Raw genomic sequence first — 21851 nt, 5'->3', positions numbered from 1 at the left:
CTACAGCGCCGGAAGCGCCTAGGACAACCTCTCGCCAGACGCCCCTACCCCGCCTTCGCCGTCCTCCGGGCCACATAGCGGCGCACCCGCTTGCGGGTCCTTTTCAGCAGGCGCCAGCGGGCCTTGCGCAAAACGAGCTTCTCGGTGCGTAGCATCTGTTGCCAGACGACCAGCAGCACCTCGGGCTCGCGGCGCATCAGGCGGCGGATGGGAAAAACGAGCTTGGGATGGCGACGCTGCAAGCGGATGAACTGCTTGCGGGCCTGGAACGAGTAGCGCAGCACGATCATCAGGCCGACCACCAGCAGCGGCAGGCCCACATGCCCCGGCAAGGGCGTCAGGATCGCGCCGGCCAGGATGACGAGGGCGCCGAAGCCGATGGCAGCCCAGCGAAAGGCGCGGGCGGCGGCTTCGCGCAGCAGCAGGGCCAGCCGCGCGCGGCGCCGGACCCTGTGCTTGACGCCATCCAAGGCTGAGACGGTCGCGGTCAACGCCCTGAGGTCTTGCGAGCTCGCCGTTTCAGCGACCTGCGCCAGCGCACGCCCACCCGCCACTTGCGCGGCATGACGATACGCTCGATGCGCAGCGCCTGTTGCCACGCCACGGGAATGACCTCGGGCTCACGCCGGAGCAAGCGCCGGAGGGGAAAAATAAGCTTGGGGTGCGCGTGCTGGAAGCGGACGAACTGCTTGCGAGCCTTGAACGAGTTCCGCAGCACCAGCATCAGGCCGATCACCGTCAGCGGCAGGCCCATCGGCCCCGGCAAGGGCGCAATCAGAGCGCCGCCGGCGATGAACACCAAGCCAAGCGCCACCAACGCCACGCGCAAAAAGCGCGCGACGAACTCGCGGGCGAGATCATCGGCGGTGCGGCGGGCGCGCGGCATGGCGAGAGCAAAAGCATTCATGGGAGGTCAAACGGGCTTGCGCCTCGCTTGCTCCCTGGAAATCCAGTCAGCCCCGTTGCGCCTCCCCGATATGTGGAGGGAAGAAGGCGCCGTAAAGGCGCCCTCTGGTCGCAAGGGGGGTATGGAAAATGCTATTCAGCCGCTAGTGGCGCCGCGGCCACAGATTTCCACCTCAACCGGGGCTTGCGGGCCGCCTGGGTCTCGTCCAGGCGCCGCAGCGGAGCCTGGAAGGGCGCGCCCTTGAACCGTTCGACGTCGCCCGCCTTCGCCGCCCCGGCCAGGGCCCGAAGGGCGGCGATGAAGCGGTCCAGCTCGTGCTTGCTCTCGGTTTCGGTCGGCTCGATCAACATCGCACCATGGACGACTAGCGGGAAGTACATGGTCATCGGGTGGAAGCCCTCGTCGATCATCGCCTTGGCGAAGTCGAGCGTGGTCACGCCGGTGCCTTCCAGCCAGCGGTCGTCGAACAGCGCCTCGTGCATGCACGGACCTTCGGGGAAGGCCGGGGTCATCACGTCCTTCAGCTGGGCCTTGACGTAGTTGGCGTTCAGGACGGCGTCCTCGGCCACCTGCTTGAGACCATCGGCGCCGTGGCTCAGCATGTAGGCGTAGGCGCGGACATACATGCCCATCTGGCCGTGGAAGGCGCTCATGCGGCCAAAGGCGGTCTTGGCGTCGTCGTCGCCCGCGTGCTCGGCCAGCTCGAAGCCGTTCTCGCCGTGGGTCAGCCAGGGCGTCGGCGCAAACGGAGCCAGGGCTTCGCTCAGCACCACCGGACCGGCGCCCGGACCACCGCCGCCGTGCGGCGTCGAGAAGGTCTTGTGCAGGTTGATGTGCATGGCGTCGACGCCCAGGTCGCCCGGGCGCACCCTGCCGACAATGGCGTTGAAGTTGGCGCCGTCGCAGTAGAAGTACGCGCCCGCGGCGTGGGTGAGGCGAGCGATCTCGACGACGTCGCGCTCGAACAGGCCGCAGGTGTTGGGGTTGGTGACCATGATGGCGGCCACGTGGTCGCCGAGCTTGGACTCCAGGTCGGCCAGGTCGACGCGACCATCTTCCGTCTGGGCGATCTCGACGACGGTGTAGCCGACGAAGGCGGCCGTGGCCGGGTTGGTGCCGTGGGCGCTGGTGGGCGCCAGAACCGTCTTGCGATGGCCGTTGCCGGCCGCCTCATGGGCGGCGCGGATGGCCAGCAGGCCGCACAGCTCGCCGTGCGCGCCGGCCTTGGGCGTCAGGGCGACGGCGGGCATGCCGGTCAGGGTCTTCAGCCAGTGGGCCAGGCGGTCCATCAGCTCCAGCGCGCCCTGGACCGTCGATTGCGGCTGCAGGGGGTGGATGTCGGAGAAGCCCGGCAGGCGCGCCATCTTCTCGTTCAGGCGCGGGTTGTGCTTCATCGTGCACGAGCCCAGCGGATACAGCGCCAGGTCGATGGCGTGGTTCTTCTGGGACAGGCGCACATAGTGGCGCACGACTTCCGGCTCCGACAGGCCCGGCAGACCGATCGGCTCGGACCGCAGCAAACCAGCGAGATCGCTGGACGGCGCGGCGGTGACGGGCGGCAGGTCGACGCCGGTCTTGTTCCAGCCATCCAGTTCGAAGATCAGGGCCTCGTCCTGCAGCAGACCGCGCGCGCCGGTCAGGGTCTGGTGACCGGCGGCGCTGTCATTGGCGGCTTCGGGACGCGTGGGGCGGCCGACATTGTTCATGCTCATTGGGCGAACACCTTGGTCAGGGCCTTGGCGAAAACATTGATGTCGATATCGAGCGTGGTCTCGGTGGCGGCGACCAGCAGCACATCGTCGAGGCCGGCCTTGGCGTCGAGACGCGAGAACGGCACGCCGGCGATGACGCCGTGCGCGGCCAGGGTCTCGACGACCTCGGCGGCCTTGCCCGGAACCTTGATGGCGAACTCGTTGAAGAAGCGGGGCGTCAGGATCTCGACGCCCGGCACGGCCTTCAGCGCCTCGCGCAGGGCCAGGGCCTTCTGGTGATTGACCGCCGCAAGCTGGCGCAGGCCGGTCTCGCCCAGGAGGCTCATGTGGATCGAGAAGGCCAGGGCGCACAGGCCGCTGTTGGTGCAGATGTTGCTGGTGGCCTTGTCGCGGCGGATGTGCTGCTCGCGGGTCGACAGGGTCAGCACGAAGCCGCGCTTGCCGTCGGCGTCGACCGTCTCGCCGCACAGGCGGCCTGGCATCTGGCGGACGAACTTTTCCTTGCAGGCGAAGAGGCCGACATAGGGGCCGCCGAAGTTCAGGCCGTTGCCGATCGACTGGCCCTCGGCCACGGCGATGTCGGCGCCCATCTCGCCGGGCGACTTCAGCAGGCCGTATGAGACGGCCTCGGTCGTCACCACGATCAGCAGCGCGCCGGCGGCGTGGGCCGCCTCGGCGATCTTGGTCACGTCGGTGACCGTGCCGAACACGTTGGGGGTCTGGACGACGACGCAGGCGGTGTCGGCGTCAATGGCGGCGATCACCGCGTCTTCCGCGTCGATAGCGGCCGGCAGGGCGTTGGTGGCGACGCCGGCCGCGTGGGCCAGGGTCTCGATCGCGCCGACATAGTGCGGGTGCAGGCCGCCCGACATCACCGCCTTGTTCTTGCGGGTGACGCGCTGGGCCATCATCACGGCCTCGGCCGCGCCGGTCGAGCCGTCATAGAGCGAGGCGTTGGCCACTTCCATGCCGGTCAGGGCCGCGACCTGGGTCTGGAACTCGAACAGGACCTGCAGGGTGCCCTGGGCGATTTCCGGCTGGTACGGGGTGTAGCTGGTCAGGAATTCCGACCGCTGGATGATGTGATCGACCGTGGCCGGCACATGGTGGCGATAGGCGCCGGCGCCGCAGAAGAACGGCCCCTCCCCCGCCGCGCGATTGCGACGGGCCAGGCCCGCCATCTCGCGTTCGACATCCAGCTCACCGGCATGGTGCGGCAGATCCACCGGCGCGTCGCGGCGGGCCGAGGCGGGCACGTCGACAAAGAGGTCGTCGATCGACTTGACGCCGATCGCGCCGAGCATCTCGACGCGGTCTTCGGGGGTCAGGGGGAGGTAGCGCATGTTCTTGTCCTGCTCCCTTCCCCCTCGGGGGAAGGGGTCCTGGTTACAGCGTGGCGAGGAAGGCTTCGTAGGCGTCGCGATCCATCAGGGCGTCGACTTCGGCCGGGTTCGACAGCTTGATCTTGGCGAACCAGCCGCCGCTTTCCGGCAGGGCGTTGACGGTCTCCGGCGCGCCGGCCAGCTCACCGTTGCCCTCGATCACCTCGCCCGACACCGGCGCGTAGACGTCGGAGGCGGCCTTGACGCTCTCGACAACCGCCAGGCCTTCGCCTTGCTTGACGACCTTGCCCGCCTCCGGGGTCTCGACGAACACCACGTCGCCCAGTTGCTCGGCGGCGTAGGCGGTGATGCCGACCGTGGCCACGTCGCCCTCGACGATGACCCACTCGTGATCCTTGGTGAAACGCATCTTGGTGAGTCCCCTGAGTTAGATTTTGCGGACGTAACGGTTCGGAACGAACGGGCTGGCCACCACCTCGGCGGCGGCCGGCTTGCCCCGGACGATGACCTTGAGCTTGGTCCCCACCGCCGTATAGGCGGGCGGCGCGAAACCGATGGCGATCGGGAAGCCGAGGCTGGGCGCGAAGCCGCCGCTGGTCACCTTGCCGATGACATTGCCTGCTTCGTCGGCGATCTCGGCGCCTTCGCGGGCCGGCGCGCCTTCCAGCACCTTGAGGTTCACGCGGACACGCGACAGCTCGCCGGCCAGCTCCTTGGCGATGCGGGTCGCGCCCAGATAGTCGCCGGCCTCGCGGCGCGACTTGCCGACGGCGAAGTTCAGGCCGGCCTCGATCGGCGAGACGGTCTCGTCTAGGTCGTGGCCATAGAGCGGCAAGCCCGCCTCCAGGCGCAGGCTGTCGCGGGCGCCCAGACCGATCGGCTTGACCCGTTCGTCGGCCAGCAGGGTGTTCCAGACCCGCTCGGCGGCGTCGGCCGGGACCGAGATCTCGTAGCCGTCCTCGCCGGTGTAGCCCGAGCGCGAAATGATCGCGTCGACGCCGAAGGCGCTCAGGGCCTTGGCGTCCATGAACACCATCTGCGCGGCTTCCGGCACATGGGCGGCCAGCACGGCGGCGGCCTCGGGCCCTTGCAGCGCCAGCAGCGCGCGGTCTTCCAGGCGGGTCACCGTGGCTTCGCCGGCCAGCTCGCGGGCGATGATGGCGTAGTCGTTGTCCTTGCAGGCGCCGTTGACCACCACGAACAGGCCGTCCTCGTCCGGACGCGCGGTCATCAGGTCATCGACGATGCCGCCCTCGGCGTTCAGCAGCACGCCATAGCGCTGCTTGCCGGCCTTGAGGCCTTGATAGTCGGCTGAGACGACCTTCTCGAAGCTCTTGGCGGGGTTCTCGCCCCGGATGCGCGCCTGGCCCATGTGCGAGACGTCGAACAGACCGGCGTGCTCGCGGGTCCACAGGTGCTCTTTCAGCACCCCGTCCTTGTACTGCACCGGCATGGAATAGCCCGCGAACGGCACCATGCGCGCGCCCGCCGCCACGTGGGCGTCATAGAGCGGAGTCTTCTTCAGATCTTGATCGGACACGCGAGGGCTCCAAGCGGGGTCGGCGACGGGACCGGCCTTTCGCCGGTAAGTCGCCCCCGCTGTCCCTTTGGCCTGAGAGATTCCGGCCTCGCCCCTCTGCCGGACGGGTTTGGCCTTGCTCCTTCGGCGAGCCCCTCCGGTGAAGAGACTGCTTTCCAGCGTTCCTAAACCCGCGCGGTCCTTTTGCCTGAGCGTTTCCGGGGCGGTTGCGCCTTCGGCCTCGGGAGCGAATCCCGATGTCTCCCGCGAGGGTCAGTCGGGTCAATGCGGGAGGGTCCCACTAGAGTCAAGCTGGACCGGCCCCATCCTCTCCGATTTCCTCGGCCAATGCCGGGGGCCAGATTCATCCGGGGCATTTGCGGTGGTCTCGCCAAGTGTCAGAGCAGAAGCCACCAGCCCTATGAGTTCGATCTGGGCCCCGGCATTCGCCGGGGAGGTCGGATGAGTTAAAGGCTCAAGTCCCCGAACCAGTCGGTCTCGCCGATCGGCGGGCCGGGCGGGATCTCGACCTTGGCCTTGCCGCCTTCGACCAGGCCCACGAGGCGTCCGCCGGTCTCGTCGGCGACGATCCCGGCCAGGAACCGGGCCTGGGCCTTGTCGGCGCTGTCGCCGCCGGCCTTGGCGAGGCCCTTGCCCCAGTCGGCGAGGCGCGCGCGGATCAACGCCGCCGCAGTCGGCGCCAGGGTCTTGTCGTTCAAGGTCTGGGCGAGGCTGACAACGAGGCGCTGGCGCACGCGACGCGCCAACTCGGCCTGGCGTCCGGTGGACTTGCCGTCGAAGGCGACAGCGGCCAAAGCCTTGTCCAGCACGCCGTCGAGGCCCAGCTGGCCCGGGTCGCGACGCTTGGCCTCGACCAGACGGTTGAGGCGCGCGGGCGCGAAGAGCGCGCTCCAGACCAAGTCGGCCGCCACCTCAGACGCACCAGGCAGGTCGAAGACCGGACCCTGGCCAAAGGTCTCGATATCGTTGGCCTTGTCATTGCCCTGCGACTGACCGGCGTTCAGCACGTCCAGCGTCTTGTCGCTGAGATCCAACGCGGCGGGAGACAGGGTCCGCAGCAGGGCGTCGACGGCGACGGCCTGACGGTCGGCGGGCACGACCTTGCTGGCCTCGTGGCCGTCGCCCTCGGCGGCGTAGGTGAAGTCGATCCCGCCGACCAGCTTGGCGGTGGCGTCGATCTGATAGCGATGGAAGATGTAGATCGGGACGATCACCCGGCGCAGGTCCGCGACTGAAGCGCCCTTGGGCAGGTTCGGAAGACCGAAGCGGTCCAGCGCGACCTTGCGCACGGCCATCAGGTGGTCGAGTTCGGCCACCGGGTCGCTACCGTTGTCCCAGACTGCGCCCAGAGGATGGGCGGTGTCGGCGCTGCGGGCGTCTTCGTCAGAGACATAGCGCAGGCCGGCGGCCTGGCTCCTGTCGGCCTTGGCCTTCAGCCACGCCTTCTCGTCGACGCCAGCGGGCGCGGGGCCATACAGCCAGTCGATGGCGAATTTGTCCCAGTCGCCAAGGCCACGGCCATAGGCGTCGGTGAAATCGAGCGCGCCGTCCTTCAGAGCGATCTTCGGCGCGGGATAGTCCATCACCGAGGCGCGGCCGCCATAGGTGCTGGCGGCGAAGTTGTGCTGCAAGCCGATCGAGTGGCCGATCTCGTGGGTGGCCAGCTGGCGCAGGCGCGCCAGCGAGATCTCAATCGGATCGTTGGGCCCGCCCTTGCCCGTTGCGTCCGCGCCGGCCAGACCCTCGAAGATCAGGCGATCCTGGCGAATGCGCTGCGAGCCCAGCAGCACGTCGCCCTTGACGATCTCGCCGGTGCGCGGATCGACCACCGCGTGGCCATAGGACCAGCCGCGCGTCTGGCGGTGGACCCAGTTGACGACGCTGTAGCGGGCGTCGAGCGGGCTGACGCCGTCGGGCAGCACCTCCACCTTGAAGGCGTCGATAAAGCCGGCCGCCTCGAAGGCCTGGGCCCACCAGCGGGCGCCGTCCATCAGGGCCGAGCGCACCGGCTCGGGCGCGGCGCGATCGATGTAGAAGACGATCGGCTTCTTGACCGGCGAGCGCGCGGCGGTCGGATCGGTCTTCTCCAGCCGGAACCGGTGGACCAGGCGATGCACCAGCGGCTCATCCAGCGGCGCGGAATAGTCGGCGACCGTATGGTCGATCACGCCGACGCGCGGATCGTTCTGACGCGGCTGATAACCGGGCTCGGGCAGGGCCACCAGAGAGTGGTGCAACACCAGGGTGACGTTGCGCGGATCCGGGACGATGCCGCGAACCTCGGCGCCCGGCTCGTCGCCCACGAAGGTCTGGACCGCCTCCAGTTCGATGTTCTTCGGGAAGGCGTTCACCGCGCCCGTATCGGCGTAGGACAGGCCGTCGTTCAGCCGGAAGTCGCCCTGGCGGCTGCGCTTGAGCGTTCTGGCGATGCCTTGGGCGTCGCGGGTGAGGAACGACGTCACGTCGACAAGCAGGGCGCCGTCGGGACCTTCCGCCTCGACCACGTTGGACCAGACGCTGGAGATCGGGAACGACTGGGCGACCGCCTCGCGCTCATCGGCCGAGCCGCGCGCGGCCGAGAAGCCCCAGTTCTCGAACTGGGCAACGACCTTGCCGCCCACCTTGCGGAACGCGATGATCTGGGTGTCGCCCGGCGCGGAACGGTCCAGGCCGGTTGGGTTGGAGCCAAGTCCCGCGCGCAGGTAGGTCTGATAGAGATACCGCCCCGCGATCCCGTCGGCGCCGGGCTTGGGCAGGAGCAGCAGGACCTTGCCGTCCTTCTTGTCGACGAACACCGGGACGAGACCGTCCTTGCGCTCGAGACCGGCGGTGGCCTGAGCGAACTTGTCGCCCGGTTTGGCGGGGGCCTTCTCGGCCGCAACCACCGGACCGACCATGGCCAAGGCGCAAGCGCCCGCCATCAGCGATTTGAAAAACGTCTTCCCCATGGCCCCCTCGCGCCTTCACTCGGCTCAGACTGTCCCCTCGGCCATGGGGAAATCAATCCACAAGTCCAAGCACCCGTTTTGCGAGCGTCCGAACGCCGGGACAATCTGTCGCAGACATGGTTACGATCACGTTTACCTTTGGCCGACCATCGTTCCGGCGCAGTTCAAGCTTGACCATTCAACCCCCAGCTCTTGGTTCAAATGCTGCGCCTCAACGCGTTTCTGAAAGCCCTCACCGTCGCCTTGATGGTGGGAATGATGATCGCCATCGCCGCCGCGACGGCTGGTTTGCTGCACCTGCGGGTGGGCGGGCCGATCGCCAATCGCCAGGCCGCCGCCTTCGATCTTGTCGCCGACATCCTGCCGCCACCGGCCTATCTGGTGGAGAGCATGCTGGTGGTCGAGCAAGGCAGCCAGGATCCGAGCGCCGCCGAGGCTACCCTCGCCAAGCTCGCCGCGCTCCGAGCCGACTATGAGACGCGCGTCGCCTATTGGCGAAAGTCGGCGATTCCCGAGGACGCCAAGGCTTCGCTCGAGCGGTTGGATCAGCATGGTCGCGCGTTTTGGCGCGAGGTGGACCAGACCTACGCCCCGGCCCTGAAATCGGGCGACGTAATCGCGATCAACATGGCCGCGGCCAAGCTGGATGGCCACTATCGCCGACACCGCGTCGGCGTGGATGAATTGACGGCGAAGGCGCGGGCGATGGTGACGGACGCGGCGAATGAGTCACACAGCGCCTCTCTCACCGTGTTCGCAGGCCTGGGCGTCGTGGCGGTCGCCATGCTCGGGATGATCCTGCTGGGCGTCGGCGCGCTCCGTAAGCGGATTATCGATCCGTTGGCGCGCATGACCGCCTACATGGGCAGGCTCGCCGAGGGCGATTACTCGCAGGAGCCGCCGATGCGCGAGCGCAAGGACGAAGTGGGCGACATGGCCGCCGCCGTCTCTGTCTTCCGCGCCGCCGCAATCGAGCGCCGACAAGCCGTCCAGCGGGACAAGGACCGGGAGGCCGCCGCCCGCGAGGAAGCCTATGCGGCGGCGGAGGCGGAGGCCCGGAGCCGTCGGTCCTCCATGGTCGACGCGTTGGACGAAGGACTACGTCGGCTAGCTCAGGGCGACCTCTCCCAGCGGATCGATACGGCGTTTCCAGAGGAGTTCGAACGCCTGCGTCGCAACTTCAACGACTCGATCGTCACATTGCGCGACACCATCCACCAGGTCGTGTCCAGCGCCAGCGCCGTCGGGGGCGGCGCGCGGCAGATCACCGTGGCGGCTGATGACCTCGCCCGGCGCACCGAACAGCAGGCGGCCGGCCTGGAACAGACCGCCGCCGCGCTGGACGAGGTGACGGCCACGATCAAGACCACCGCGATCAACGCTCGCACAGCCTTCAACGAGGTCGCGCTGAGCCGCGAGCTGATCGGCGCCTCCAGCGCCGTCGCCAGCGAGGCGGGCGTCGCGATGGAACGGATCGACGCTTCGTCGCGCAAGATCGGGCAGATCATCACCGTGGTCGACGAGATCGCCTTCCAGACCAATCTTCTGGCGCTCAACGCCGGGGTCGAGGCTGCGCGCGCAGGCGAGGCCGGCCGGGGCTTCGCGGTCGTGGCCATGGAGGTGCGGGCCCTGGCCCAGCGATCGGCCGATGCGGCCAAGGAGATCAAGACCCTGGTCGAGGAGGCCAGCCGCAGCGTCGAGAACGGCGTCGAGCTGGTTGGCCGGGTCGGAGACGAACTCACCGGCGTCGTCGCCCAGTTCGGCAAGATCCAGACGCTCGTCGAAGGCATCGCTCAGGCCGCCCACGACCAGGCCACCGGCCTTGGCGAGGTCAACTCTGCGGTGGGCCAGATGGATCAGGTGACCCAGCAGAACGCCGCCATGGTCGAGGAAACCACGGCCGCCAGCCACAGCCTCACCAGCGAGGCGCGACAGCTGGCGCAGTTGATGGAGCGCTTCCAGACCGAGGCCGGCGCGCGTTCCATCGCCGCCTGATTCCTACATCCGCTCCGGCGCCTCGATGCCCAGCAGATCCAACGCCAGCTCCAGCTGACGCAGGGTGGTCTCGGCAAGGGTCAGCCGCGAGGCGCGTAGAACGTCCGTATCGGCGCTCATGATGGGGCACGCCGCGTAGAACTTCGAGAACGACTGCGCCAGCTTGTAGGCGTGATCGGCGACGAAGTTCGGAGCCTTCTTGTCGTAGGCCTCCTGCAACGCGCCCTCGAAGGCGTCGAGCAGCATGGCCAGGTCGCGCTCGGCCGGCTCGTGGATTTCGATACGGCCAGCCACAGCGCCGCTCTCGGCGGCGCGGCGCAGCACGCTCTTGATACGGACCGACTGGTACAGCAGGTATGGACCGGTCTTGCCCTCGAAGCTGGTGAAGCGGTCGAGATCGAAGACGTAGGAGGTGCCGCGGAAGTTCTGCAGGTCGGCGAACTTCAGCGCGGCGACGCCCACCTTGTGAGCCGTCTCCTCGAACTGCTCTTCGGAGAGCTCGGCGCCCAAGCCCGCCTCGCGCAGGCGCTCTCGCGCCTTTTCGCGAGCCATCTCGATCAGGTCGTGCAGCTTCAGCACCCCGCCGGCGCGGGTCTTGAACGGCTTGCCGTCAGCGCCGTTCATGGTGCCGAAGCCGATGTGCTCCAGCGAACCCTCGTCGGCGTAGCCGGCCAGATAGGCGGCGCGGAACACTGTCTCGAAGTGATCGGCCTGGCGCTGATCAACGCAGTAGAGGATCAGGTGCGGGTCGAACGACTTGCGGCGATCCAGAATCGTGGCGAGGTCGGTCGTGCCGTACATGGCCGAGCCTTCCGACGACACCACCAGCAACGGCGGGACGTCGCGCTTGTCGTCCTCTCGGGCCACGCGGACGATGCGCGCGCCCTGGTCCTGCACCAGAAGGCCCTTGGCCTCCAGCTGCATCACCATCGGCTCGATCAGGTCGTTGACGTCGCTTTCGCCCTTCCAGAGATCGAAGTCGACGCCCAGCGCATGGAATTCGCGCTCAAGGGCCACGCGGCTGACATTGACGAAGTGGCGCCACAGCAGTCGGTAGCCGAAGCGGCCGTTCTGCAGTTCGGCGGTCGCCTTGCGGGCGCGCTCCTTGAACGCCGGATCTTCCTTCTGGCGCAGCGAGGCGGCCGGATAGATGCGGTCAAGGTCGGCGAGGGTGATGCGCTTTTCGAACTCGGCCATCACCTTGGCCTCGTCCGCTGCAGAGAAACCGCGCGGCGCCTCCGGCAGCTTTTCCATCAAGGCGTTGATGAACGGGTCCTCGTCCATGATGGCGCTGATCAACAGACCCATCTGGAAACCCCAGTCGCCGAAGTGGGCGTCGCCCACCACGTCGTCGCCGCGGAAGCGATAGAGGCGCTTGATCGACTCGCCGATGATCGAGGCGCGCAGGTGTCCCACGTGCATCGGCTTGGCGACGTTGGGCCCCGCATAGTCGATCAGCACGCGGCGCGGCGTCTCCAGCACCTGTGCGCCGGTCCGCTCGTCAGCGGCGATTTCGCGAACGCGGGCCGAAAGGGCCTCGTCGCTGACGCGCATGTTGATGAAGCCGACGCCGGCGATCTCAACCGAGGCCAGACGCGGGTCGCCCTTCAGGATTTCGACGACCTGCACCGCGATCTCACGCGGATTGCGCTTGGCGCTCTTGGCGGCCGCAAGGGCGCCGTTGCACTGGAAATCGGCCAGGTCTGGTCGGTCGGAAGCCGTGACGCGTCCGAACTCGGGAGGCAGTCCGGCGGCCTGGAAAGCGGCCGCGGCCGCCTCGCTCAAGGACCGCTTCAAATCGTTCATTGCTTGGTGGTCGTCCCTGGTTGGGTTTGGCCTTGCTGGGCGGGCGCCGTCTGGCCGGCATTGACCCGGAAGCGCTTGCCGTCGCGGTTGAAGGCGGCCATCGCCGGCGTCACGTCGAAGCCCAGCAGGACCTCAAAGTTCCCGCCGCTGACCTTGGCGTCCGCGCGGGGGATGGTGATCTGCTCGATCGTCTCGCGCGCATAGACACGGTCCTCGCCGGCAGCGAAGCTGACGGGAAGATCGAAGTATTCCTTGGCGATGACCGCCTGGTTCCGCTCGGTCACCGCCACCCAGTAGCGATAGACATACTTGTCGCCGACCGCTTGCGGGCCACGGCCCAGCTGGAACAGAGCCTCGATGCGGATCTTGATCGGCTCGTCGCCCTTGTAGGCGCAGCCCGAGGTCAGGCTCTGGATCTCACCGGTGAAACCGGCCTGGGCGGCGGACTCCTTGCCGTCCTTGAATTCGACAAAGCGACCGGCGTCGTACAGCACCTTCACAAAGGGGCAAGGACCAGCGTTGCGCAGTTGCGGCAGCGGAGCCTTGGGCTGGTTCCACTCCTCGTCGCGCTTGCGCTTCTTGGCCGCGTCGTCCTCGCCGCTCGCGTCGCCGCCGGGACCGCGCTGGGCGTGAGCGACCGTCGCCGTGGTCGCGGCGATCGAGACAGCCATCAGGGCGCTGAGGGCGAGCGTGAAAGTGCGGCGCATGAAACGTCGGTTCCGGACACAAGAGCCAAGCGGGGCCACAGCGCCCCGCCAGCGTCATGCAGCCTGATAAAGGCATATGCGTGACGTCGCAACGACGCAGACTTCTGGCGAACGGACCTTCGAGACGCTAGTTTCCACGCCATGAACGCTCAGACCCCGATCCGACGCCCCATCTCCCTGGTGCTGGCCAGCCCGCGCGGCTTCTGCGCCGGCGTCGACCGGGCCATCCAGATCGTCGAGCGCGCGGTCGAGAAGTTCGGCGCGCCGGTCTATGTGCGCCACGAGATCGTCCACAACCGTCACGTCGTCGACCGCCTCAAGGCGCTGGGCGCGGTGTTCATCGAGGAGCTCGAGGAAGCCCCCGACGATCGCCCGGTGGTGTTCTCGGCCCACGGCGTGCCCAAGTCGGTGCCGGCAGAGGCCAAGGCGCGCCAGATGATCTATCTGGACGCCACCTGCCCGCTGGTCTCCAAGGTCCATGTCGAGGCCCAGAAGCACTATGACGCCGGCCGCGAGATCGTGCTGATCGGCCATGCCGGCCATCCGGAAGTGATCGGCACCATGGGCCAATTGCCCGAGGGCGCGGTGACCCTGATCGAGGACCTCAAGGACGCGGCGGCGTGGGAACCCAAGGACGCCGCCAACGTCGCCTTCCTCACCCAGACCACCCTGTCGGTCGACGACACCGCCGACATGGTGGCCCTGCTGCGCGAGCGCTTCCCCGGCATCGCCGCCCCGCACAAGGAAGACATCTGCTACGCCACCACCAACCGCCAGGACGCGGTCAAGCATCTGGCCGAGCAGTCCGAACTGATCCTGGTGGTCGGCTCGAAGAACTCGTCGAACTCGGTGCGCCTCAAGGAGGTCGGCCTGAAAGCCGGGGCCCGCGACGCCCACTTGATCGACGACGCCACGGGGATCGACTGGGCCTGGTTCGACGGGATCTCGCGCGTGGGCCTCACCGCTGGGGCGTCGGCGCCGGAGGATCTGGTGCAGGGCGTCATCGACGCCATCTCGGCGCGGTTCGACACCACCGTCGAGGAACTGGTCGAGGCCCGCGAGACGATTACGTTCAAGCTGCCGAGGCTGTTGACGGCTTAGGGGCTGGGCGAGGAGCGCCGCCAGATCGCGGCGCCGCTCACTTGCCCCCTCCGCCCGATGATCTAGTGTTCCCGGCGAGTAGCGCGCTGCCGGCCGACCATCGCGGCCGCGGGGCGCTCATTTGGGGGCTGATATGTTTCGGGGTGTCTTCGCTGCGGCGATCTGCGTGGTCGCCACTCTCGCTTCACCTGCTGCGGCGCGCGCGCAGACGACGGAAGATCCGGTCGTGGTGAAGACGCAAGGCGTTGTCGACCGGTTTATCGCCGAGCTACGATCGTGCGGGGTCCAACCGCCCTATACGCCGGGCGTGGTAGTCGACTCAGCGCCCTCGATCATCTCCTTCTACGAAAAAGACCGGTCGGTTCACCTGTCGCGTTGGTCCGATGCGCCGCCGTTCGTCAAGGAGCTCGTCAGCGCTTGGGCGTCCGCCGGCACCCTTGGCCTTACGCCTGAGGGGCAGTTTTCTGAGATCTTCAACAGCCTGCTGGTGCCTCATGAGCTCGGCCACTTCATCGAGCTTGCGATCGGCGGCTACGACGAGTCCGACTTCTGGACGGGCGAGGTGAACGCCAACCGGGTCGCCCTGGCCTTCTGGTCCTTGGATCCCGCTGAGCGCGAGCGGCTTCCAGGGCGGATCGAGAACTACAACCGCTTCCTGGCGAGCCTGCCGAACCCTGTTCCGGCCGGGCAGGACCCGCACGCCTATTTCCAGGCCAACTACGAGCGCCTGTCCAACGACCCTGCCGCCTATGGCTGGTACCAGGGCGCGTTCATGCGAGCCGCCTGGCAACAGCGGGATCAAGCCGACTTCTGCGCGCTGGCCAAGACGTTTTCGACGCCTCGCTCAACAGCGCGTCGCTGACGCCCAGGAGCGCAGGACCCTCACGCAAGCACGCGTGGCGGGCCGACTGCGCCACCGCGCGGTCTGACGACGAAAGGAACGAGCGTCCGACCATGTCGGCGCGTTCTCGCCCTGCCCCCCTTGACCGCCAGCGCCCGCTCCCGCATCCCGGCGGCATGGCCGTCTATACCGACATCACCGACCAGGAACTCGAAGCCTTCCTCGAAGGCTATGACCTCGGCGCGCCGCTGGCGTTCAAGGGCATCGCCGAGGGCGTCGAGAACTCCAACTTCCTGCTGGAGACAGAGAAGGGGCGTTACATCCTCACCGTCTACGAGCGGCGGGTGAAGGCGGACGACCTGCCCTATTTCCTGAACATGCTGACCTGGCTGGCCGATCGCGGCTATCCCAGCGCCCGGCCGATCCCCACGCGCGCCGGCGCCACCCTGGCCAGCCTGCGCGGCAAGCCCGCCGCCATCGTCGAGTTCCTGCCGGGCCTTTCGGTGCGCAAGCCCACCGCCGCCCATTGCCGCGAGGCCGGCGAGGGCCTGGCCTGGCTGCACCTGGCCGGCGAGGGCTATCCGGGCCGCCGCGCCAATGATCTTGGCCAGGCCGCCTGGTCGCCGCTGTTCTCCAAGCACCGCAAGGCCGCCGAGGATCTCAAGCCGGGCCTTTCGGCGACCATCGACCAGGATCTGGCGCAGCTGGCCCTGATGTGGCCGCGTAACCTGCCGGCCGGGACGATCCACGCCGACTATTTCCCGGACAACGTCTTCTTCCGAACGGACGGCAAGTTCGCTGCGGCGATCGACTTCTATTTCGCCTGCGACGACGCCTACGCCTACGACGTGGCCGTGACGCTGAACGCCTGGTGCTTCGAGGCCGACGGCAGTTTCAACATCACCGCCGCCAAGGCGCTGCTGAACGGCTATGAGCGCCGTCGCCCCTTGAGCCCGATCGAGAAAGAGGCCCTGCCGATCCTGGCGCGCGGCGCGGCCATGCGTTTCTTCCTGACCCGCCTGGCCGACTGGGGCTCGACCCCGGCCGGGGCCCTGGTCAAGCCGAAGGACCCCCTGGAGTACGAGCGCAAGCTGGCCGTCCACCGCGAGGGCCTCGTGCTGTTCGCATGACGCCGAAGGTCACGATCTACACCGACGGCGCCTGCAAGGGTAATCCGGGCCCGGGCGGCTGGGGCGCGATCCTGTTCTATGGCGACAAGAAGAAGGAAATCTGCGGCGGCGAGCCGGGGACGACCAACAACCGCATGGAGCTGATGGCCGCCATCCAGGCGCTGGAGCTGCTGAACCGCCCCTGCGTGGTCGAACTTCACACCGACAGCCAGTACGTGATGAAGGGCATCCAAGAGTGGATCCGGGGCTGGAAGGCGCGCGGCTGGAAGACGGCCGACAAGAGCCCCGTGAAGAACGACGACCTCTGGAAACGCCTCGACGCCGCCCGTTCGCGGCACGACGTCGACTGGCGCTGGGTCAAGGGCCACGCCGGTCATCCGCTAAACGAACGGGCTGACGCTCTGGCCAATGAAGGCCTGCGTCAGGCCAATCCGCGGGTGATCTGAGAGGCAATCGCGCTCGCCTCGCAAGGCCAGCGATCTGTGGACGGCGACGAAATCCGCTCGCCAGCGCGCGGCGGGTCTGCGAGTCAGCCGGGATGAAAATCGTCGGCTACTACCGCGTCCCGCCCGCGCCGGGGGTGTTTTTCAGCCCCGCCCAGGAGGAGCGCTTGCTTCTGCTGGGCTGCGAGCAGGTGTTCAGCGATCGCTGCCTGGCCTCGGGCGTGGTGCGGCCGGGTTTGGAGCGCGCCCTTGAAGCCCTGGAGACCGGCGGCGTCCTGGCCGCGCCCAGCCTGCACGCGCTGGGCGGCGATCTGGTGGCGGTTATGGACGTGGTGCTGAAGCTCCGCGCCCGCGACCTACATCTGATCGTGCAGCAGCCCGCCATCGACACGCGCGCCGATCCCGGCTTCTTCGACACCTGCCAGGCGCTGGCCGCCTTCAACGGTGAGCGCGCCATGATCCGCCGCGCCGAGAGCGTCCTGGTCGCCAAGGGCGCCAAGGCGGGCGGGATGAAGGGGCTGAAGGCGGCGACAGACGACCAGACCCGGTAGCTATCTATTCTCTCGTCATCCCGGCCGTAGCGGAGCGGAGAGCCGGGACCCAGGGGTGGCCGCATTGCGCCCTGCCCCTTGGGTCCCGGATAGCCTCCACGAGGCTTCCGGGATGACGCGGGTTTATGGCCTTCGAACCGGACGGCTCGTCCTAGACCTTCAGCCGATACCCCGTCCGGAAGATCCACCAGACCGCGCCGAGACACACGGCCAGGAACACCGCCGTCATGCCCAGGCTGATCCCGACGCCCACGTCCGACTGTCCGTAGAAGGCCCAGCGGAAACCGCTGATCAGATAGACCACCGGGTTGAACAGGGTGATCTTCTGCCAGATCTCCGGCAGCATCTTGATCGAGTAGAAGCTGCCGCCCAGGAAGGTCAGCGGCGTGACGATCAGCAGCGGCACGATCTGCAGCTTCTGGAAGTCGTCGGCCCACACCCCGATGATGAAGCCGAACAGGCTGAAGGTGACCGAGGTCAGCACCAGGAACAGCAGCATGACGAACGGGTGGGCGATCTCGAACGGCACGAAGATCCGCGCCGTGGCTAGGATCAGCAAACCCAGGCAGATCGACTTGGTCGCCGCCGCGCCCACATAGCCGATGACCGTCTCGTACCAGGCCACCGGCGCGGACAGGAGCTCATAGATCGTGCCCGCCCACTTGGGCATGTAGATGCCGAACGAGGCGTTGGAGATGCTTTCGCTGAGCAGCGACAGCATGATCAGGCCTGGCACGATGAAGGCGCCGTAGCTGATCCCGTCGATGGCCTGCATGCGCGAGCCGATGGCCGAGCCGAACACCACGAAATAGAGGCTGGTCGACAGCACCGGCGAGATCACGCTCTGGGCCAGGGTGCGGAACCACCGCGCCATCTCGAAGCGGTAGATGGCCTTGATCGCATAGAGGTTCATTGCGGAGCCCTCACCAGGCTGACGAAGATGTCTTCCAGCGAGCTCTGGTCGGTCTTCAGGTCCTTGAACTCGATCCCCTGCTCGGAGAGGCGCCCCAGCAGATCGGCGATGCCGGTGTCTTCGGCCTGGGCGTCGAACGTATAGACGAGGTCGGCGCCGTCATTGGCCAGGCTGAGCGAGGCGTCGTTGAGGGCGGCGGGCAAGGCCGTCAGCGGCCCCTTCAGGTGCACGGTCAGCTGCTTCTTGCCGAGCTTTCGCATCAGGACGGACTTGTCCTCGACGAGGATGATCTCGCCCTTGTTGATCACCCCGATACGGTCGGCCATCTCTTCGGCCTCCTCGATGTAGTGGGTGGTCAGGATGATCGTGACGCCGCTCTCACGGAGCTTGCGGACCATCTCCCACATGTCGCGGCGCAGTTCGACGTCGACGCCGGCGGTCGGCTCGTCTAGGAACAGGATGGTCGGCTCGTGGCTCAGCGCCTTGGCGATCATCACCCGGCGCTTCATGCCGCCCGACAGCGCCATGATCTTGCTGTCCTTCTTGTCCCACAAGGAAAGGTCGCGAAGGATCTTCTCAATCAGGGCGTCGTTGCGCGGCTTTCCGAACAGGCCGCGCGAGAAGCTGACCGTGGCCCAGACCGTCTCGAAAGCGTCGGTGTGCAACTCCTGCGGCACGAGGCCGATCTTGGTGCGGGCGGCGCGATAGTCGCGGACCACGTCGTGGCCGTCGGCCAGGATCACGCCCTGGCTGGGATTGACGATGCCGCAGATGATGCTGATCAGGGTGGTCTTGCCCGCCCCGTTCGGCCCCAGGAGCGCGAAGATCTCGCCCTGCCGGATATCCAGGTCGATCCGTTTGAGGGCCTGATGGCCCGACGCATAGGTCTTGGTCAGACCCTGTACCGAAATGATGGACGTCACGCCTTACCCCCTCACGCGCGGCGATGCAGCGCCGCACGGCCCGCTTGGGCTCGCTGATGCGAGCCTAGATGGTGTCGCGGCGGCCGGATAACAGGGCCTTGCGTCGCAAACTGTCAGCAGCCCGCTCAGGTCGGGATCTTGCGCACCTTGAGGATCGCGCCGTCCACCCCGACGACGACGACTTCCTGGCTGATCGCCGGGATCGGCTCGTCGGTCTCGGCCGCCCAGTCCTTGCCGTCGATGAAGACGCGCCCGCGCCCCTGCTCGAAGGTCGACAGGACCTGACCCCGCTGACCGACCAGCCGCTGCATGGGGTCATTCAGGTCCGGTCCCGTGGCTTCAAGGACCGGTCGCAAGAAGCGCTTGGCCAGATAGGTCGAGGCGATCGCCAGCGCCGCGAACAGTCCAAGCTCGACTACGAAGCTGGTATGCAGCAGCTGGGCGACGGCGCCGACGACAAACGCGCTTGCGGCTGGCCACAGGAGCCAGCCGGTGCCGGTGGCGACCTCGACGGCCAGGAAGGCGGCGGCCACGGCCAGCCACAGCCAGAAGGGATGCAGGGCATGAAAGCCGACGATCGCGTCCATCAGGTCACTCCCCGCGCTTGCCGCCGGCGGGGGCGTTGGTCGTCCCCCGGGCCGCCGGTGCAGTGGGACGCGGGGCGTCAGCGCCCAGCGACTTGATCAGTTCGCTTACGCCCGCGACCGTGCCGGTCAGACCGGCGAAGTCGGCGGGGACGATCACGGTCTTCTGCTGCGGGCTCTTGGCCAGTTCGGCGAAGGCCTCGACGTACTTCTGCGCCACGAAATAGTTGATCGCGTTGACGTCGCCCTTGGCGATGGCCTCGGAGACGAAGGCGGTGGCCTTGGCCTCGGCCTCAGCCTCGCGCTCACGCGCCTCGGCGTCGCGGAACGCGGCCTCGCGGCGGCCTTCGGCCTGCAGGATGGCCGACTGCTTCTGGCCTTCGGCGCGGGCGATCTGGGCCTGCTTCTCGCCTTCGGCCTCGGTGATCACCGCACGGCGTTCGCGCTCGGCCTTCATCTGGCGCGCCATAGCGTTGGTGATGTCGGCGGGCGGGGTAAGGTCCTTGATCTCGATCCGCGCAACCTTCACGCCCCACGGTCCGGTGGCGTGATCGATGGTCGAGAGCAGGCGGCTGTTGATGGCGTCTCGCTGGCTGAGCACCTCGTCCAGTTCCATGGCCCCCACCACGGTCCGCAGATTGGTCTGGGCCAGCTGAGTGATGGCGTACATCAGGTTGTCGACACGGTAGGCCGCCGCCGCCGCGTCCATCACCTGGATGAACACGATCGCGTCGACCTTCACCGAGACGTTGTCCTTGGTGATGACCTCCTGCTGGGGCACGTCCAGGACCTGCTCCATCATGTTGACCTTGCGGCCCACCGTTTCGAAGAACGGCGTAAGGATCGTGATGCCGGGCTTCAGCGTGCGGGTGTAGCGGCCGAAGCGCTCGACGGTGAACTCGCGCCCCTGCGGCACGATCTTGATCGCGCTGATCAGCAGAACGAAGGCGAAGGCCAGGAAAACCAGTACGACGATGCCGCCCAAGACGGTCGCTCCCCCAACTTGAAGTTGGATGGAGGTTAGCGCGCTCTGGTGTCCACCGCCACGGAATCCGGCGCTGACGCGACGCCCCGGACCTCGCGCATCGTCTGGGAAAGCTTCAGGGCCAGCGCTTGCCCCTTGCGCGCCACCGCCTGCTCGGCCTTGCGGCTGGCGTCGTCGCAGATCGGGTACTCGCTGCGGCGCGAGGCGAAGCCGGTGTTGAAGCGTTCGCGCATCTGGGCGTCGAACGCCTGGTCGGCTTGTTCCACCTCGGTCAGGCGCACCATGCGCGCGCGCCAATGCTGGTCGCTCTCGCCCTGGCAGACCTGACGCAGAGCGTGGCTTTCGCCCAGCGCATAGGCCAGATCCAACAGGCGCTGGCGATCCTCCGGCGCCCGTTCCTGGGCCAGGACGGGAGCGGCGATCAGGCTCGCCAGGCAGACACCGATGAGAAGCGGACGCGACATGTCTCGGTTATCGCCAACTCCAGCCGCCCTGTCACGACCACGCCTCTCAACGCGCGAACCCATAGACGGTGGCGCTTGGGGACAAGTTTCGCCGCAGTGCGGAAAAAAGCTCGCCAAATAAAGGCCTTGCGATCGCCACGGATCGGGTCTTCCCTGTGGACACTGCAAGGAGGTCTGACCATGACTGAGGTGCATTACGGCGTGGTGCGCGTTGGCGACCATTGGGCGATCGTCGGTGAGAACTTGCGATTTGGCGCCTATGAGACGCGGGGCGAGGCCCAGGCGGCCCTCCGGCGTCTGGCGGAGTATCCGGCCGGCCTTGGCCTGCCTGTGATGTTGCACGAACAGGAAGAGGACTGGGTCTTTCCCGGCCCGACGCTTCTCAGCTAGGTCGCTTCGGCCTCATCGGGGCCATACAGCAGCGGCTTGACGAACCGCCAGACCTGCAAGGTCGACGCGATCGCGCCCACGATGGACGCGACGACTTGGAACGCTTGCCAGACGAAGCTGATCAGCGGGTCTTCGCCCAGCATGGCGACCAGCGGATAGATCAGATTGCTGACCGCGATCCGGAATTCGGCATAGACCGTGGAGTACTCCACCGACGCCCCGGCGATCGCTGCGGTGACCACCACCGCGAGCACCGGCGCCCACAGCAGCGGCAGCACCAGGAGCAGCGCCAGGGCGGTGATCAGCGACTTGGTCGACAGACCCACGTCCTTGACCACCGTGATCCCGACGCCCGCGATCACGGTTAGTCCCAGCAAACCCAGGGCGATCGGTAGGACCAGATCCGCCGCCGCGGCGAGCGGCGTGCGCACGCCAAAGACCATCACGGCCATCACAAGCAGCGTGCCCACAAAGCCGCCCAGCCACAGCGCGCCATACTGGCTGAGCCGACGCCTCAAGTGCTTTCGCGCGATCATCGCCTTCTCCCCGTGACCGGACTGAGCGTGCT

The 21851-nt window shown here is 67.4% G+C and carries 22 protein-coding genes and 1 riboswitch; of the genes, 7 read left to right on the top strand and 15 right to left on the bottom strand.

Going from position 1 to position 21851, the window contains the following annotated elements:
* Positions 1-44: 44 nt before the first annotated feature.
* From ACT53N_RS11570 to ACT53N_RS11540, 7 genes are all read right to left on the bottom strand, one after another.
* Positions 45-491, bottom strand: a complete 447-nt coding sequence (locus ACT53N_RS11570; protein ID WP_476064032.1) for a hypothetical protein — start codon at positions 489-491, stop codon at positions 45-47.
* Complete coding sequence (locus ACT53N_RS11565) at positions 488-907, bottom strand: hypothetical protein (protein ID WP_476064031.1); 420 nt, start codon at positions 905-907, stop codon at positions 488-490. Before ACT53N_RS11565 ends, ACT53N_RS11570 begins: the two co-directional genes overlap by 4 nt.
* Positions 908-1038: 131 nt before the next feature.
* Positions 1039-2619: an aminomethyl-transferring glycine dehydrogenase subunit GcvPB gene (gcvPB, locus tag ACT53N_RS11560; RefSeq protein ID WP_476064030.1), complete on the bottom strand. Its 1581-nt coding sequence runs from the start codon at positions 2617-2619 to the stop codon at positions 1039-1041.
* Complete coding sequence (gcvPA, locus tag ACT53N_RS11555; RefSeq protein ID WP_476064029.1) at positions 2616-3962, bottom strand: aminomethyl-transferring glycine dehydrogenase subunit GcvPA; 1347 nt, start codon at positions 3960-3962, stop codon at positions 2616-2618. The genes gcvPB and gcvPA overlap by 4 nt, the downstream gene beginning before the upstream one ends.
* A gap of 43 nt (positions 3963-4005) precedes the next feature.
* The gene (gene gcvH, locus ACT53N_RS11550; protein WP_310215681.1) at positions 4006-4371 is read right to left on the bottom strand and encodes a glycine cleavage system protein GcvH; all 366 of its coding nucleotides are present in this window, start codon (positions 4369-4371) and stop codon (positions 4006-4008) included.
* Between the two features lie 18 nt (positions 4372-4389).
* Positions 4390-5502, bottom strand: a complete 1113-nt coding sequence (gcvT, locus tag ACT53N_RS11545) for a glycine cleavage system aminomethyltransferase GcvT (protein ID WP_476064028.1) — start codon at positions 5500-5502, stop codon at positions 4390-4392.
* Positions 5503-5667: 165 nt separating this feature from the next.
* A riboswitch (glycine riboswitch) is annotated at positions 5668-5758 on the bottom strand.
* A 190-nt stretch (positions 5759-5948) separates the two neighbouring features.
* Positions 5949-8450 carry a zinc-dependent metalloprotease gene (locus ACT53N_RS11540; RefSeq protein WP_476064027.1) on the bottom strand — a complete coding sequence of 834 codons (2502 nt, stop codon included), beginning with the start codon at positions 8448-8450 and terminating at the stop codon, positions 5949-5951.
* A 201-nt stretch (positions 8451-8651) separates the two neighbouring features.
* Between ACT53N_RS11540 and ACT53N_RS11535 the strand changes: the two genes are divergently transcribed.
* Positions 8652-10445, top strand: a complete 1794-nt coding sequence (locus ACT53N_RS11535; protein WP_476064026.1) for a methyl-accepting chemotaxis protein — start codon at positions 8652-8654, stop codon at positions 10443-10445.
* 3 nt (positions 10446-10448) lie between these two features.
* On the opposite strand, the gene argS is transcribed toward ACT53N_RS11535, so the two are convergent.
* The gene (gene argS, locus ACT53N_RS11530) at positions 10449-12251 is read right to left on the bottom strand and encodes an arginine--tRNA ligase (protein ID WP_476064025.1); all 1803 of its coding nucleotides are present in this window, start codon (positions 12249-12251) and stop codon (positions 10449-10451) included.
* On the bottom strand, positions 12248-12958 hold the full coding sequence (locus ACT53N_RS11525) for a Tat pathway signal sequence domain protein (RefSeq protein WP_476064024.1): 711 nt from the start codon (positions 12956-12958) through the stop codon (positions 12248-12250). Before ACT53N_RS11525 ends, argS begins: the two co-directional genes overlap by 4 nt.
* A gap of 141 nt (positions 12959-13099) precedes the next feature.
* Here ACT53N_RS11525 and ispH point away from each other — a divergent pair, with 141 nt between their 5' ends.
* The 5 genes from ispH (at position 13100) to ACT53N_RS11500 (ending at position 17024) form a co-directional block, all read left to right on the top strand.
* The gene (gene ispH, locus ACT53N_RS11520; RefSeq protein ID WP_476064023.1) at positions 13100-14059 is read left to right on the top strand and encodes a 4-hydroxy-3-methylbut-2-enyl diphosphate reductase; all 960 of its coding nucleotides are present in this window, start codon (positions 13100-13102) and stop codon (positions 14057-14059) included.
* 133 nt (positions 14060-14192) lie between these two features.
* Positions 14193-14921, top strand: a complete 729-nt coding sequence (locus ACT53N_RS11515; RefSeq protein WP_476064022.1) for a hypothetical protein — start codon at positions 14193-14195, stop codon at positions 14919-14921.
* A gap of 155 nt (positions 14922-15076) precedes the next feature.
* Positions 15077-16030: a homoserine kinase gene (gene thrB / locus ACT53N_RS11510; RefSeq protein WP_476064235.1), complete on the top strand. Its 954-nt coding sequence runs from the start codon at positions 15077-15079 to the stop codon at positions 16028-16030.
* Positions 16027-16476: a ribonuclease HI gene (gene rnhA / locus ACT53N_RS11505; protein WP_310215704.1), complete on the top strand. Its 450-nt coding sequence runs from the start codon at positions 16027-16029 to the stop codon at positions 16474-16476. The genes thrB and rnhA overlap by 4 nt, the downstream gene beginning before the upstream one ends.
* 92 nt (positions 16477-16568) lie before the next feature.
* Positions 16569-17024 (top strand): recombinase family protein, encoded by a 456-nt coding sequence (locus ACT53N_RS11500; protein WP_476064021.1) that lies wholly within the window; start codon positions 16569-16571, stop codon positions 17022-17024.
* 151 nt (positions 17025-17175) lie between these two features.
* On the opposite strand, the gene ACT53N_RS11495 is transcribed toward ACT53N_RS11500, so the two are convergent.
* The 5 genes from ACT53N_RS11495 to ACT53N_RS11475 all read right to left on the bottom strand — a co-directional run bounded on the left by ACT53N_RS11495 (position 17176) and on the right by ACT53N_RS11475 (position 20893).
* Positions 17176-17937, bottom strand: coding sequence for an ABC transporter permease (locus ACT53N_RS11495; RefSeq protein ID WP_476064020.1), 762 nt, complete (start codon positions 17935-17937; stop codon positions 17176-17178).
* The gene (locus ACT53N_RS11490) at positions 17934-18860 is read right to left on the bottom strand and encodes an ABC transporter ATP-binding protein (RefSeq protein WP_476064019.1); all 927 of its coding nucleotides are present in this window, start codon (positions 18858-18860) and stop codon (positions 17934-17936) included. Before ACT53N_RS11490 ends, ACT53N_RS11495 begins: the two co-directional genes overlap by 4 nt.
* A 125-nt stretch (positions 18861-18985) precedes the next feature.
* Positions 18986-19450, bottom strand: coding sequence for an NfeD family protein (locus tag ACT53N_RS11485; RefSeq protein ID WP_476064234.1), 465 nt, complete (start codon positions 19448-19450; stop codon positions 18986-18988).
* Position 19451: 1 nt separating this feature from the next.
* Complete coding sequence (locus ACT53N_RS11480; protein WP_476064018.1) at positions 19452-20429, bottom strand: SPFH domain-containing protein; 978 nt, start codon at positions 20427-20429, stop codon at positions 19452-19454.
* 35 nt (positions 20430-20464) lie between these two features.
* Positions 20465-20893, bottom strand: coding sequence for a TIGR02301 family protein (locus ACT53N_RS11475; protein WP_476064017.1), 429 nt, complete (start codon positions 20891-20893; stop codon positions 20465-20467).
* A 162-nt stretch (positions 20894-21055) separates the two neighbouring features.
* On the opposite strand from ACT53N_RS11475, the gene ACT53N_RS11470 reads away from it, so the two are divergent.
* On the top strand, positions 21056-21283 hold the full coding sequence (locus tag ACT53N_RS11470; RefSeq protein ID WP_476064233.1) for a hypothetical protein: 228 nt from the start codon (positions 21056-21058) through the stop codon (positions 21281-21283).
* On the opposite strand, the gene ACT53N_RS11465 is transcribed toward ACT53N_RS11470, so the two are convergent.
* Positions 21280-21819, bottom strand: a complete 540-nt coding sequence (locus ACT53N_RS11465) for a hypothetical protein (RefSeq protein ID WP_476064016.1) — start codon at positions 21817-21819, stop codon at positions 21280-21282. The two genes, ACT53N_RS11470 and ACT53N_RS11465, sit on opposite strands and share 4 nt — an antisense overlap.
* Positions 21820-21851 lie beyond the last annotated feature (32 nt).

The sequence above is a fragment of the Caulobacter sp. DMC95 genome (assembly GCF_056313785.1).
The sequence above is the reverse complement of the archived record's forward strand: the minus strand, read 5'-3'. Positions and strand labels throughout refer to the sequence as shown.